At 40.9% G+C, this 15,360-nt stretch carries 8 protein-coding genes and 7 pseudogenes; 11 read left to right on the top strand and 4 right to left on the bottom strand.

The window, feature by feature from the left end; genetic code table 11:
• The first annotated feature begins 1,082 nt into the window (after positions 1-1,082).
• From G7Y90_RS19440 to G7Y90_RS17525, 6 genes and pseudogenes are all read left to right on the top strand, one after another.
• The gene (locus G7Y90_RS19440; protein WP_502937456.1) at positions 1,083-1,268 is read left to right on the top strand and encodes a RepB family plasmid replication initiator protein; all 186 of its coding nucleotides are present in this window, start codon (positions 1,083-1,085) and stop codon (positions 1,266-1,268) included.
• Between the two features lie 86 nt (positions 1,269-1,354).
• Positions 1,355-1,804 carry a hypothetical protein gene (locus G7Y90_RS17545; protein WP_349773457.1) on the top strand — a complete coding sequence of 150 codons (450 nt, stop codon included), beginning with the start codon at positions 1,355-1,357 and terminating at the stop codon, positions 1,802-1,804.
• A gap of 84 nt (positions 1,805-1,888) precedes the next feature.
• The gene (locus G7Y90_RS17540) at positions 1,889-2,053 is read left to right on the top strand and encodes a type II toxin-antitoxin system RelB/DinJ family antitoxin (RefSeq protein WP_502937455.1); all 165 of its coding nucleotides are present in this window, start codon (positions 1,889-1,891) and stop codon (positions 2,051-2,053) included.
• 58 nt (positions 2,054-2,111) lie between these two features.
• Positions 2,112-2,397 (top strand): annotated as a pseudogene (locus G7Y90_RS17535) (BrnT family toxin).
• On the top strand, positions 2,384-2,680 hold the full coding sequence (locus G7Y90_RS17530) for a hypothetical protein (protein ID WP_045448295.1): 297 nt from the start codon (positions 2,384-2,386) through the stop codon (positions 2,678-2,680). The pseudogene G7Y90_RS17535 and the gene G7Y90_RS17530 overlap by 14 nt, the downstream one beginning before the upstream one ends.
• 139 nt (positions 2,681-2,819) lie before the next feature.
• Positions 2,820-3,788, top strand: coding sequence for a DNA-binding protein (locus G7Y90_RS17525; RefSeq protein WP_060492332.1), 969 nt, complete (start codon positions 2,820-2,822; stop codon positions 3,786-3,788).
• A 1,363-nt stretch (positions 3,789-5,151) separates the two neighbouring features.
• Here the strand turns inward: G7Y90_RS17525 and G7Y90_RS17520 are convergent.
• From G7Y90_RS17520 to G7Y90_RS17495, 4 genes and pseudogenes are all read right to left on the bottom strand, one after another.
• Positions 5,152-5,872: pseudogene (locus tag G7Y90_RS17520) on the bottom strand (CHAP domain-containing protein).
• A gap of 807 nt (positions 5,873-6,679) precedes the next feature.
• A pseudogene (lgt, locus tag G7Y90_RS17510) lies at positions 6,680-7,563 on the bottom strand (prolipoprotein diacylglyceryl transferase).
• A 177-nt stretch (positions 7,564-7,740) separates the two neighbouring features.
• Positions 7,741-9,205 (bottom strand): annotated as a pseudogene (locus G7Y90_RS17505) (ATP-binding protein).
• A complete protein-coding gene (locus tag G7Y90_RS17495) occupies positions 9,195-9,932 on the bottom strand; it encodes a heavy metal response regulator transcription factor (protein WP_250164045.1) in 738 nt (245 codons plus the stop codon). The pseudogene G7Y90_RS17505 and the gene G7Y90_RS17495 overlap by 11 nt, the downstream one beginning before the upstream one ends.
• Before the next feature lie 769 nt (positions 9,933-10,701).
• Between G7Y90_RS17495 and G7Y90_RS17490 the strand changes: the two are divergent.
• The 5 genes and pseudogenes from G7Y90_RS17490 (at position 10,702) to G7Y90_RS17465 (ending at position 15,333) form a co-directional block, all read left to right on the top strand.
• A pseudogene (locus tag G7Y90_RS17490) lies at positions 10,702-10,973 on the top strand (hypothetical protein).
• Positions 10,974-11,033: 60 nt separating this feature from the next.
• Positions 11,034-11,653 (top strand): annotated as a pseudogene (locus G7Y90_RS17485) (c-type cytochrome).
• 614 nt (positions 11,654-12,267) lie between these two features.
• The gene (locus tag G7Y90_RS19435; RefSeq protein ID WP_502937454.1) at positions 12,268-12,459 is read left to right on the top strand and encodes a DUF411 domain-containing protein; all 192 of its coding nucleotides are present in this window, start codon (positions 12,268-12,270) and stop codon (positions 12,457-12,459) included.
• 80 nt (positions 12,460-12,539) lie between these two features.
• A pseudogene (locus G7Y90_RS17470) lies at positions 12,540-14,240 on the top strand (copper resistance system multicopper oxidase).
• Between the two features lie 31 nt (positions 14,241-14,271).
• On the top strand, positions 14,272-15,333 hold the full coding sequence (locus G7Y90_RS17465; protein ID WP_250164043.1) for a copper resistance protein B: 1,062 nt from the start codon (positions 14,272-14,274) through the stop codon (positions 15,331-15,333).
• Positions 15,334-15,360: the final 27 nt, after the last annotated feature.

Below are 15,360 nucleotides of genomic sequence, written 5' to 3'. Positions count from 1 at the left end.
TACAAGCTATATTTTAGACGCCCATGATAATGAAAGGTACGTTCGTTTAAAAAAGCACCGTGAGTTTTTAAAATCATCGCTCATAAGATGCAAAGTGAGGCTAAGGAACACCAAGCAGCTTTACCCCCTAAAAGCAGTCAGGACAGTGCCACGGTTCATTGCTTGATGCTTACTCATCAGCACAGTAGCTGCTAGAAATCGCCTAATTGAAGGTACAGCTGGATCGTCTACTAATTAGCGAAAGGTTAGGAGACGGTTATCGGTGTTTTAAGCGTTTAGAATAGCTTTAGCTACCATCGTATCGGACAGAGCGTAAACGTATATAAGAGTGGTTTCTAGGCTTTTTAGCAACGGTTTGATAAGTGTTTACAGATGTGTCGATAATGGTACTGAAAATGAAGACAAACTATCTACAAAAAATGAGACTGATATTGAGAATGTGAACACAGGGTGTCCAGAATGACGACGAAGATATTCAAAATATCTTTGACCTGCTTTTGAAGATCTTCAAGATCTAAGCTTGATCCGAACCATGCGACGTGGAATAACATTAAGAATGGACAATTGCTGCTGAGCTACTGATCAGTTTTACAAGTGATTGGTCGATCAAATTATCATCTTAATCCGTCGGTTTTTTTTGGTTTTCCTTATTATTTAAAATAAAAATTTTTTTTACTTTTCTTTAAAGACTTTAGACAGTCTGTAAGCTTTGCTATTAAAGGGTTACGCACTCTATTATGCTACTTTATCCCGCATTATGCTATTTATCCCGCATTATGCTACTTTTATCCCGTTAAATGCTACTTTTATCCCGCATTATGCTATCTTAAAGTAACTAGCATAATGAGGTTGTCATAATGATGATGTCGAGCTATACGAAAAAAAAATACCTGAAAAATGGATTGTTATGCAGAATAAAAATTACTCAAGCTTTTAGAGATGTCTATTGATGAGAAGCGCATCATTATTCTAGCGAGCCCATTGGTTAGGGTTAATAATGCTACTGAAAAAACACCGATAGAGGTTGCGTCTTCTGAATTGCTAAGCTTAGCGGAATAGATAGAAACTCGGCTTATAAGCAAATGAAATCAGCTAGCAAAAAATTAATGAAGCGTACATTCATTTATGAGGATAAGGATGGTGATGATACAGAGGTTCAATGGCTAATCAGGTCGAAATATGCAGATGGCTATATATCGATGCATTTTACAGATGAGGTAATATACTTACTTCAGGTTTTTGATAAGCTCAACCCTTACACTATTTAAAAGAAGATATCTTAAACCTCAAATTGACTTACTCGTTAGACCTTTACCATCTAGCAAAAAAGTCTGAGGGGAAGGGTGGTTTTTCTATGACTTTAGATCAATATAGGCAAGAACTTGGCACGCCTAAGTCGTATGAGCGCATCAACAATTTGAAAGAGAATGCAGTTGATGGGCCCATAAAAGAAATTAATCAGAAAACCGACATCAAAATCACCTATGAAAACATCAAACGTGGACGCACAGTTACAGGTTTGACATTCACCGTCAAGGCCAAGCCAACTAAGAAAAAAGGACAGGAGGGCCTAAATCAGAATAATGAGGATAGAGATATCCCACCTCTAACCGTTAAGCAAATTGATCGTTTTGCCCCTTTGTTGGCTAACTACTCACCGTTTGGTAGTTACGCACCATCAGGTAAAAGCACTCAAGAAGTTATTAGTTGGTTACACACTCAATTAAGAGATGAGGCTTTTTTAAAGACCCACAAAAAGCACTTACTGGCGATAGGCTATACGTTCCCTAAGCAGAAATCATAGCAAAGAAAAAAAGAGTAATTGAGCTAGCGTAGCCTATACAAATGGCTTATATTATATGTACATAAATAAGCTAAAAGTGATGTTATGACGACAACTAATTATAATATTAGGCTCGATCAAGAGCTAAAAGAAAATGCTTTTTCGGTATTTGAAAGCTATGGATTAACACCGTCTCAAGCGATCAAATTATTTTTGACCCAAGTGGGCAAACCAATAAAGTGCCACTATCTTTTGAGTATCAGAAAGTAGCAGCTGTCAGTCAAGATGAATTGCCAATCTATAAAGAGCATACTGATTGAGAGAAAAGATGAGTATTAGATTTGAATGGGATGAACAAAAAAACATCACCAATCAGTGCAAACACCGTTTATCATTTGAGGCAGCTACCCGGGTTTTTAGATCCTTTATGCCTGCGTCAGCAAGACAGGTATGAAAATGGTGAGGAGCGGTGGCAGGCGCTGGGTACAATAGACGGCACAGCAGTCTTATTAGTAGCCCATACGCAGACAGACATAGATGGTGGCGAGGTTATACGCATTATCTCGGCTAGGCGTGCCACAAAGAGTGAGAGGAGGCAATATGAACAAGGTTAGCTATCAAATAGACGATTTACCACCACTAACGGCAAAGCAACAAGCGGACTTAGAATATTTAGCAACGCTTAGTGATGACAATATTGATTTATCAGATATTCCAGAAGTTACGGATTGGTCAAACGCTATCCGTGGCAGTATTAAGCCGCAAGCGTTCTCTGCTGAAGCGAGCGTCATCAACCCAAGTATCATTGCCAAGTTTAAGGATAGAGCCAAGCAAACAGGTGGTGACTATCAAGAAATGATCAATAATGCGCTAGAAGAATACTTAGCGGATCACTAACTATAATTTAATGACCGTGACCTCAAGATCACTTGAGGTTTTTTTATATTTTGTATTGTAGTATATTGTAAATTGTATTATACTACATACATAATACAACAATTACATATTTATTCATACAAAATTAAGGACGATGATGATGGCCATCACTATTCAGCAAATTCATGCTACTGCCGACCAATTGCAAGAACAAGGAATTAAGCCAACATTAGCTGAGGTGCGTAAGGCTTTGGGCGGTGGTTCATTCACAACCATCAGTGAGGCGATGAAGTCTTGGCGTCAGGATAACCAAGAAGAAGAGCAGCTCAGACAGGTTGAGCTACCAAGTGGTATCACTGAGCGCTTACAAGCGCTTGGTGCGGATATGTGGCAGACGGCCATTGATATCGCTAATGATCGCTTGGTGAAAGAGCGTGAGGCACTAGAGAGTATTAAGGCCAAGGCACAAGCTGAAACAGATGAGGCGCAAGAGGCGGTTAAAACGCTAGAGAGTGAACAAGCCGATTTGTTGGTACAGCTCGATGAAGTCACAGCAACGGCAGAGGCAGCAGCAATCAGTACAGCTCAAATGACTGCTGAGCGTGATACGCTGTTACAGACGCTCAGTGATACTCAGCACGCGCTTGAGCTTGAGCAAGCTAAAACAGATGCAGCCCAAGTGCAACTTGCAGAGCTACACAGCAGCTTTGACCAGCAAGCAAAAGAGCTTAACGTCAACTTATCAAAAGTGGCCACGCTTGAAGCCACTGCTCATAGCGATAAAGCAGAAATTTCACGTCTGCAAATAGAACTGACCGCGACTAAGGATGAGCTAAAGAAAGTCACTACTGAACGCAATGAGATAGCGACTGACACAGCAGAGGTTAAAGGGGAGTTAAAGGCCATAATCGCTGAGCGTAACAAACTATCAGGACTCAACGATCAGTTGACTCAAACACAGGCTAAGCTTGAAGCTGAGCATAGCGTATTGAATAAACAATATAGCGAGCTATCAAGCCGTCATTTATCAAAGCAGGAACAAGTGACTCTGTTACAAGATCAACTTAAGAAAGCACAAGATGCTCTAATACTTATTCAAAACAAAGATAATACTTTGGATGCTGACTAAATAAAAGTATTCGAGGTTTCAGTTTAATTAGGATTTCAAGATAAAGAACAGTTATAAGTTTGGGAGGTAGTTTACCCAAGGCATAGATCTCGTTCTATTCACACTAAGCTTATGAATCAACCATGACAATATCGACTCACTGAATAAGTGACTGCTGTATAATAACTATTCTAAATTTTTCTCTGGACTCTTATAGTATATAGCCGAGTGGGCTATATACTACTTAAATTAGCCTAAGTGAATTTATGCTGATTTTGGAGCCTTGAGCAGATTTCAAGGAACACTCACCCTAAAGCGATTATGAGTAGATAAAATACTCACAATCGCTTTAGTGCATTCCTTGGATTTGATGTGATTAGTCATGCCGACTTCATCGCCCATCGCGTCATCAAGACCGTATCACTGTATCAAGCTACGGTTGTTAAGATTACGGCTGATAGCACCGCCTAGACACGCTCTTAACCGCTACTGTGCTGTCATACGCTAGCAAGGGCATAAACCCAATATACCGCTACGATATGCACGAGTAACCACTCATTGCGTTGCTCAATATGTCTAGAACCCCTGTCGAGAGCTTACCCCTGTGTCAAACGCAGTCGTCGCCGAGGCCTGCCACCCATTTGACGGGTAACGGGTACAAAGAGAGCAGCACAAGGATGTAACGAGCGAACAAGCAGTTTTTAAAATGTATAGTGAATAAGGTTGATATGAAAGCAGTTTTTGGATAAAATGCACCTACACGGGCATTTAATGCTGTTCAAATAACGCACTGCGTGCTTATTTGTTCGTTACAGGGTGTTGACGCACTCTGTAACCGTTAGCTACATTAAAAACTAAATGCCTCTAGGAGTCAACTCCCAGAGGCATTTTTTTGTTTAGTCTTTCGATATGACTCTGGTAAATCTTTAGGTGCTATCATAATCAACTTTCTCAAGTACTTCAAATCGCTTTGAGAGTGTCATAATCTCTCAAAAAACCATCTGAACCGCCTCAGGTTTTCGGAGACTAAACAGTCTTAGAGAGTACGACGAACTCGGGGTGGTTTACCCATACGCTTTGAGCTAAGCCACATCTTCATGAGCGTCGTTTCGTAATTTGTCTTGTAATGCTAGCAATCCAAAAATTTCTCAGTTTTGCGCCAGAAATGTGCAGGTAGTGCACAAGCGGTATCATGTGGCATCTTAAACGCGCTTGCCGATAATTCTTGTAATGAGTAATGATATCAGTAGTGTCTATTTCTGACTGATCAAATCATGAAAGGTTAAATACACCCTGATGTTAAGCACAAAAAAACCCAGCAATGATAGTAAGATCTACTGGGTTGGAGAAAAGCAATAAATATGTTGTGCTGACTTCTCAGGTCTTATTTATCATTCATAGCAAGGTAGATATTACGATCTGATGCGGATGCGTCATCCACATATTTTGAATCACGCCATGTCGTATAAGCATAGACACCACTGTATGGGCTGATACTGTTCTGACGGAAGTCAGAAATCCAATCTGTACCATCGAAAATTTGAATATGGCCATGTGGACGCTTTGATGAGCGATCATAGACAATAACATCACCTACTTGGGTTGGCATATCATTGCTGATTTTGCTGAAACCTGCTTTATCAAGTGTGCCACGAGTAGCGTACTGATAGGCTGAAGGATTTGGAGTGAACTCATAACCAGCTGATTGTAGTGCTTTACGTACGTAACGGGCACAGTATCCAGAGCTGCTAGATAGAGCCACTCGTGAAGCGCGAGCAGCAGCGATAGCGGGTGCTGAATTGCTATCAGGGATAGTATTGACTTGCTGCTGTTGTCTTTCAGCATATAAGCGGCTACTTGATAACGAAAGCTGTTTCTTTTTGTTGAGCCTGCGCACTTAAGTTGCTAATTGCTTGACTGATTTCATCATTGCTAGAAACATAAGCACCACTTTTGGTGCTATAAATATTTTTTGACGAACTGTAGTTTGATGCCGCAGAAATATTGGTTATATTATTACTTGTTTGAAAGGTCGTTACAGCAGCAGTACTCGTTTGTGCTATGCCCATACCCAGTACTGACAAAATCAATAAGGCCTGTTTCATAAATCTAATACCTACGGTTAATTCAAAATGGTCTGTTGTCCATAACAGAGCAGTCAATTAAATCTCAACAACTCAAGAATATACACATTGTGGTGACTAATAATTATGCTGCAAACCCTTATTCCATAGGCGGCCGGCATTATCAACGATTTCGCTAAAACCTTAAATTTATTGGAAGTCAAACTGTTAGCCAAAACACAAATCGGACTTTAGCATAGGCTGTAAAGCATGTCATCACTAATAAAAATCTGATAAAGCTCTTTTTAAGCTTATAAAATGATAAAAAATACCTATTTTATAATGTAATTTCGTGTAACATTTATAGAATATAGCTGACCAACCTGACAACAATATCTCCTGTTTGAAGCAGAAAAAAACGTTTGAGGATTAAATCCTTAATTTAGATTTAATCCTCAAACGTTTTTTTAGTGGGTGAAGTAATTATGCTATATAGGGTTTAACCAATTATTAAAATAATATACTAATTTATAGTGTCAATATGAATTTTAATTCGCTAAGGAACTATGTAATCTTACGTAATTGTTGCGATACATCATGTAGTTCCTTGTATTAATTTCTAAGAAATTGGTTATTTTAAAGACAGATAACATCTAAAATAGGTTACATTGACATAAAAAGTTACATATCCAAATTTGTTTTTAGCTTTTGAAGTTCCACTATCTGATGAAAAAATTAGGTTTAGGAATAAAAATCCTTGTACTAACATAGGTATTAATTCTGCAAATGGAATGTATCTTGTTAGAACTGCATTTATATTTATTTGTTCATGCACCTCGACACTTATTTCTAATATGCAGACTGCTTACCCCAATCATAAATACCGCGTTTGTAAGCATAAATCAGCATGATTAAGCCGGCGATAATCATCGGCGCGCTTAAGATTTGCCCTTTGGTCATCCAACCTAATAATATGAATCCTTGGTCAGCATCTGGCTGGCGGAAGAATTCAATGATAAAGCGGCTGATGCCATAGCCTAGTAAGAATACAGCGGAGGCGGCCATACGTGGACGTGGTTTTGATGAATACCACCATAAGAATATAAATAGCAGCAGACCTTCGGCAAAGGCTTCATATAGCTGTGATGGATGACGAGGCAATATGTATTGACCATTGACTTCAATCATCAATTCTTGCAATTGTGGATTGCTCTGTAATTGCTCCATATCAAACGCCGCGGCTTGCGGAAAGTAGGTCAGCCAGTTATAGCCACCGTCTGAGACGCGACCCCATAATTCGCCATTGATATAGTTGCCGATACGCCCAAACAGTAAGCCGGTTGGTACACAAGGAACGATAAAATCGAATACTTGAAAGGTAGTCTTTTTATATTTACGGGCAAAGAACCACATACCTAGCATGACGCCGATAAAGCCGCCGTGGAAAGACATACCGCCTTCCCAGACTTTAATATATAGGCAGGGTTTTGGAGTAATTCACCGAACTGATAAAACAGCACATAGCCAATACGACCGCCTAAGATGACACCAAGCGCGCCATAAAAGACTAAGTCAGAGACCATGTCGGTGGTCCAATTGTCGCGTTTGGTACTGCGATACCAAGCCAAACCGTAAGCGGCAGCAAAGGCTAGCAAATACATTAGCCCATACCAGTGCACTTCCAATGGACCCAAGGAAAGCGCTACGGGATCATACTGAGGATGAATCATCATAAAGGCATCATAATTATTGGTAATAGAATGTATGAAATAGGCTTATATAAGTTTTTGTCCCAATTGAAAAGTACAACTATCGCAAGTCAGAATCTCATCTTATGGATAGAGAGACCTTCCAAGTAAACTCGCCTTCGATCTAATCTGAGCGGTTCATAGACAGTATGAAGGTATTTACTACCTGGCAATCAACAACTTTACAGCAACCTCAAAAAGACACTCATCTTTGATAGTAATACTAACTTTGCCATTATGAGCATTGGCGATAGCTTGCACAATAGATAAGCCTAAGCCTGTTCCTGAATGCATCGTATTCGTTTTATCATGACGATAGAATCGCTCAAACAGTTTATCGGCTTCAATCTGATTTAATGGTTTGTCTAGACGGTTGGTCATAGTTATTCTTAACCAGAGCTGCTCTGGGGATTGAATATCGTCTTTTGGCGCATTAAGCGAGGTGCTTGAAGTGAGGACAGTAGCGGATATCATAATAGTGCTATTACTAGCCGCATAATAAATCGCATTTGACATCAGGTTGGCAAACAGCCGTTGCAATAAGCCTTTATCACCTAGTACTGTTTTAAAATCACCCGATTTTTCAAAGATTATCTCACGATCCTCAGCAATCATCTCATAATAATCTATAAGCTTTGTGATCAAGCTCTCTATATCGACATGACTGATTTGCGAATCACTCAGCTCTTTTTGAGTTTTTGCCAGTAATAACATATCGTTAATCATGGCGGATAACTGCTTTAACGTATCATGCTGATGATGCAATTGCTCAATGTATTCGTCGCTTTCTCTTGGCTTAGTTAACATGACTTGCGTTTGCGTACTCAGCGTCGCTATTGGCGTACGTAGCTCATGGGCGATATTGTCTGAAAACCGTGATAATGATTCAAAGTTACTTTCAAGCTTGACCATCATAGAATTATAAGACTCCGTTAGTGGACGTAATTCTAACGGCATATCGCCAACCACAATTCTTTCATCTAACCTTTGAAGATTAATGCCTTTCATCTTTTGTACGATAGTAGCTAGGGGAGCAAAACCCCAGTGTACACTTAGTGCTGCTACTGAAACCAATAATAAGGTAATGGCGATAAGTATCAAGCTCAGCTGGCGATTAAACTGGATAAGATATTGATTATGCACATCGATAGGTAGAGCATAAATGCCAAAACCTCTTGATGTGTAATGATAATGGCTCGGTAATGCCTATTATTTATCTTGATCATAAACTGCTGATCGCGATAGTCCTGCAATAGTTGTAACAAGCTAAAATCTGCCGGTAGATCATTGATGAAATTACTGGGATCGCTGGATAATAATTTGCCATTTTTATCTGATACTAAGGTTTTTAAATCATAATCCAGCCAAGAAGAATGTAGATGATTGGCATCAATTAGCGCTTGCGACTTTGATACTGTGAATGGTTCTATGTGATCTTCCAAACTAACCATACGTTTGCGCAGGTTAAAAGCTGCATGAGTAAGGATTTCTGAGTCCATTTGCTCAAAGTGTCCACTCACAGAGCGCTGAACCCATGCGTAGATAATAACCTGAGAGATAATAACGAACTCGTAAAAAAATGTCGAAAAAACAGTGACCAACGCCGATTCTTAGATTTATGTCTCATTTGATGTCAGACTGTCTTTATTAATACTATCGTCGCCCATGCCACTATCCACGTCGACAGCCAGTGGCTCTAACTTGTAGCCCATTCCGCGTACCGTATGAATCAGCTTTATATCAAATCCATCATCAATTTTTATCCGCAAGCGCCTTATAGCCACGTCAATGACATTCGTATCACTCTCAAAGTTTATATCCCATACTTGCGAGGCGATCACAGTGCGCGGCAGTACCTCACCTTGACGTTCTAAGAAAAGTTGTAATAAAGCAAACTCTTTAGCAGTCAATTTTATATTAGTGTTGCCTCTATGAACGGTGCGTTTGGCAATATCCATTTTCAGATCAGCTATGTGTATGACCGAGCTTTTATAATCAGATTGATTGGCACGGCGCAATAGGCTTTTTATTCTAACAATCAGTTCAGCAAAAGCAAAAGGCTTGGTCAGATAATCATCGCCACCAATTTCAATACCTTTGATCCGATCGCTTAAATCATCTTTAGCCGTTAAAAATAAAACTGGCGTATGCTTTCCAGCAGCTCGGTAGCGCTGTACCAACTCAAAGCCACTGACGTCAGGTAGCATGACATCCATCAAAACCACACTAAAATCTTCAGTCATTAACGCATGATAGCCATCTAAACCTGTCATGTGATGATCCACGATGAAACCGGCCTCAGTTAAGCCTTTAATATATTCTCCAAGGTTTTTCATCTCTACTAGTACTTTCATCGTTGCTTACCTTTATATCATTATAGTTGTCAACAGCGTATCACTAACATTGTTAGCTTATCAGCCATATATTTATCAGGAACCCTTGTTATAACAGTGTTCTTTGGATAGACAGATGCTGGTATTTGGTTTTAATGACAAGAAGATGACAATATTATGCTGTTCCTAACGAACATGTAATATCCGTGTCATCTAGCTGTCAGCCACCATTTAGTATTCTAAATCAACGCCGCATATTGGCTTGTCTCTGATACAGACTGCCTCTACGAGTAAAGCAATTATCCTACTTAAACAGTTTGTTATTTATCTTTAAAGGGTCTTATATGAAAAATTATAGTTCATTAAAAAAAGCAGCTTTGCTTTCAGTATCGATGTTAGTGGGCATGTCAGCGGCCAATGCGCATACCACAAACTTAGATGCTTCTGTTCTCGGTAATTGTGATGCGCTCACTAGTTTTGCGCAGATCATAACGATGCACAGATTTCTAGCGCGCAAATGAAAGGCTATGTTGATGCGAGAGTCGCGTGTCAGGTACAGCATCAAGATCAACACTTGCAGTCTGAAAAGTATTTTGTGAAAAAATATGGTAGCGATCGTGATAGAAATGCTGAAGCCATATTAAATGAATATATCGCGCATTAAAATCTAAAGCGGTGAGAATGACAGCATTGTAATCTTAACGTCATCACCAGTCAGAATGATTAATGTATCGGAGGTTTAACAGCTATTGAACTCAATAGCCTTTAATCCAAACAATAGGAATTAATCATGTCACAATTTAAATTACTGTCTAAATCAATCGCAATGACGGCCATCGCTCTTGTCGTATCGACCTCAGCTATGGCGCATGACCCTAAAATGCATGCTGAAAAAGATCAAATGAACTGTGAAAAAATGCAAAAGCATATGGATATGATGGGAAAATGGATCATAGCAAGATGGACATGAGCGATCCTGCCATGAAAGCGATGATGGCTAACATGGGTAAAATGAAGCAAATGTACCAAAAACACTGCGTTACTAACGACAGTAAATCTTAAAAATTTTAGCTCTGTTAAATAGCAGTCAACACTTAACGGAAATAAATTTTTAGGAAACATATGAAATTTTTATTGGGTGCGCTCTTTACCGTATTTGTGGCAATCGTTAGCGTGTTTGCGGTTGTTACTAGTGGCGTTGTCAATGTGGGAGCTGACCAAGAGCATAGCCCAATGATGTTTAGCTTTTTAGAAATGCTCGCAATCGTTCCATAGAAAATGCCAGTAAAGATATTGTGGTACCAGATTTAGAGAAGGTTGAGCTAATCAGTTCTGGTGGCGCGGACTATAAGGATATGTGTGCAGGCTGTCACTTGTCTCCGGGAGTGGCACAAACTGACTTTAGTGAGAGCTTATATCCAAAGCCGCCCAACTTTACCAAGGCTGATATTGTCAAACGTTATCAAACAGAAGACGGTGCAAAGCAAAGCTTTTGGGCAATCAAGCACGGTATTATGGCATCTGGAATGCCTGCGTGGGGCGCGTCCCATGATGACGGTAGAATGTGGGCAATGGTAGCCTTCATTAGATCGTTACCTGAATTAGATGAAAGCCAATACACGATGCTAACCACTAGGATAGATGGCGATATGATGGACATGTCATTTGACGGTGATATGAATATGTCAGATGGTGGTATGGGTATGAATATGTCGGATGATGGATCTGGAATGCAGCATTAATACTTTCTAGATATGAAAGCCTCCTAACTCACGGTTGTCGCTATTAATAATGCAGTACTGAACAGTGCTGCATTTAATGTTTTTAGTTAAGTACATAAGAATTCAAATATAGGGTGTAAGTTTTTAGAATATCGAGCATAACAATAGACGTTTAGGAGTAATTTAATGAGACATTACACACATGCTTTCTAATGGACATAGCTGGTTATCCGGTGTCCTTTTATTGGTGGTGACATCGTCACTCTCGTTAACGCTAGCCGCTTGCAGCCAATCTAATACCAGTGGCTCTGATTCTCAACCAGTAAAGGTTGAACAGTCTGCTACCCAGAATGCACAAGTACAAAATGAAAGTTCTGCTCCTACAAATGCTCCCGTAACAGCTCGTCATCATTACTCAAAAACGTCTCAGCCACGGTTTATAAAGATGCCAACTGCGGCTGCTGTAAAGAATGGGTAGGCTATGCAAAAAACAATGGATTAAGTGCAACCACGCACGATGTGGAAGATCTATCCTTATTTAAGGAGCGTTATGGCGTACCACAGCAAATGCGCTTTGTCATACCACCGTTACCACCGACGGTTTTGTCTTTGAAGGGCATGTCCCTGCTAAACACATGGCTGAATTCTTAGCAAATCCTCCTGCACAAGCTATTGGACTTGCCGTACCGAGTATGCCGGTTGGTAGCCCCGGTATGGAGTATGAAGGTAAATTCATGCCTTATAAGGTAATGCAGCTTAATAAAGACGGCACCACAGAAGTCTATGCTGCTATTGAGTCCTCAGCAGCAGCTGTAGTGTTGGCTTAGATGTGAATAGATTCTGTTAAATATCGAAAATTATAACTATAAGCTTAACCACCATCTCTCAATTAAATCAGGTTATCATTATGAATAAAAAGAACATACTGAACCGCCGACGTTTTTTAACCGGATCCTCTGCTGTCCTTGGTGCCTCCTTGATGCCGACTATTGCTAGTAGCGCATTGGGACAATCGAGTCGCTCAGGCAGTCAGGGCGCTACTATTAATAGTGATCAAAACGTTCATAAAGTACCTGTATTGACAGGGAAAGAGTTTGATTTATACGTCAGTAAACAGTCGCTATTGTGAACGGCAAAAAGAGCATGGCGACGCTCATCAATGATTCACTACCAGCACCGACGCTAAAAATGCGTGAAGGCGATACGGTGGTGATACGTGTTCATAATCAGATGGATGAATCAACCTCTATCCATTGGCATGGACTACTAGTACCGTTTGAGATGGATGGGGTGCCGGGCATTAGCTTTGATGGCATTCCTGCGAACAGCACCTTTACTTATAAATTCAAATTAAAACAATCAGGCACTTATTGGTATCACTCACACAGTGGGTTCCAAGAACAAACCGGTATGCTGGGTGCCATTGTGATTGAACCTAAAGGGCGTGAGCGTCATCCTATCGACGACCATGTGATCGTGCTTAGTGATTGGACCAGCCGCAACCCGCATAATCTCTTGAAGCTGCTCAAACAGCGCGCCGACTTTGACAACTACCATCTACCAGACTTCAAAAAACTGCTTGCTGATATTGCCGAAACGGATATGAAAACCGCGTTTGATAAGCGCAAAATGTGGAATCAGATGCGCATGATGCCCACTGATTTTACGGACTTGTCGGGTGAAAACACATTTACCTACCTTATCAATGGCAAAACGACCGCAGCTAATTGGGCGCAAATCGTCAAAGCAGGACAGCGCGTTAAATTACGCTTTATCAATGCCTCAGCGCAAACCATCTTTGATGTACGCATACCCGGTCTTAAAATGACAGTCGTCTCAACGGATGGTAATGATGTCGCACCAGTCGCTATTGATGATTTTCGTATTGGCGTGGCTGAGACCTATGATGTCATTGTCACCCCGACCAAAGATGCGCATACCATATTTGCCCAAAACATAGACCGTTCGGGCTATGTCGCAGCAACGCTTGCCACCAAAGAAGGTGCTCGTGCGGCAACGCCTGCTATGGACAAAATTGAATGGCTCACCATGGCAGATATGATGGGTGCTATGGGTGCTAATGGTTATAAAGCTAAGCACGCTAAAACAGAATATGACTTTAAGTCTGATATGCGTGTGGACAGTCCACGTATGAACCTTGACGATCCAGGTATCAACCTGCGCAATATTAATAGAGAGGTATTGAATTATAGTCAGCTACGCTCTGTCGATGAGGCAATATTTGCGGAGCAGCGCAAGCCTACCCGAGAGATCGAGCTACATTTAACCGGTAACATGGAGCGCTATATTTGGGCGTTTGATGGGGTTAAGTTCAGTGAGGCCACGCCGGTCAATATCAAGCCGGGTGAGCGCGTGCGTATTACCTTAGTCAATGACACGATGATGAATCATCCGATGCATTTACATGGGATGTGGAGCGATTTGCGCATGCCTAACGGTGAGTTTCAGGTGCGCAAGCATACTGATGGTGCAACCAGCTCAAAAAATTAGCTTTGATGTCACAGGAGAAGCTGGTCGATGGGCATGGCATTGTCATCTGCTCTATCATATGGAAGCCGGTATGTTCAGAGAAGTGGCGGTCGTTTAAGCAAATCTTTGGTTGATAGGTGAGAGATGAGATGAAAATACATAAAGTGGGTTTACGGTTCGCTGGGGTATCATCATTGGTATTACTAGCATCATCATTTGCTAATGCTGCTGACCCTGCCACTGCTAAAAAAGACATGACTATGTCAGATATGGACCATAGTAGTATGGACATGTCGGATATGGATCACAGCAAAATGGATATGTCTGGTATGGACATGTCGGATATGGATCACAGCAAAATGGATATGTCTGGTATGGGCATGTCGGATATGGATCATAGCAAAATGGATATGTCGGTATGGGCATGTCGGATATGGATCACAGTGGCATGGATGTCAGGCATGGACCATGGCAGTATGGATATGTCAGGTATGCAAGGTGGTAAAGCTCCAGCTGATGCTCGCAGTCCTGACTATTCAAACGGTGTTCCCTATGGACGCTATGGTCAGCCTATGATGATGGGTGATATGCCATTATGGGGCGTTTCTGTAGACGATTTAGGCTATCAGTTTGATGACGATCAGATTAATTATGAGGTTAGTGCTTGGTATGGCCTAGATGAGCGCCGTCTATCTTTACGTAGTGAAGGTAGTGTTCAGACCAAAGATGAGAAAGACATTGATAGTCTGACCTCATTGTCTTACTGGAAGCCGCTAAGTATTTTTTGGAATGGCGAAGCAGGGGTCGCCTATGATACCAAGAATGATAAGCCTGCCATTATGGCCGGTATTGTCGGCACAATGCCTTACTTTATTGAAACAGATGCTAGAGCATATCTCTACACCGATGGTCAAGTTAGGCTTGATCTTGGTGCAGAATATGAATGGCGTTTGAGTCAGCACTGGGTTGTGATACCGGAAGTTGGTCTGTCAGCTTTTAGTAAAGACGATATTGACAATCATATCACCAAGGGATTCAATGAATTAGAGACTGAAGTTAGACTGACTTATGAAACCTTAGGTCGTCAACTGGCACCTTACGTCGGTGTGAGCTATGAGACGGCTCTTGGCAGTGCGCGTGACCAGCGGCGTCAAGAAAATGAATCGGTTGATAGCAGTAGTTTGACTGCCGGTGTTAAATTCTGGTTCTAACATTGTCAAAATTATAGGAGATATATT

It is taken from the genome of Psychrobacter sp. WY6, from assembly GCF_018448495.1.
Lineage (GTDB): Bacteria > Pseudomonadota > Gammaproteobacteria > Pseudomonadales > Moraxellaceae > Psychrobacter.
This window is presented reverse-complemented; position numbering and strand designations above follow the sequence as displayed.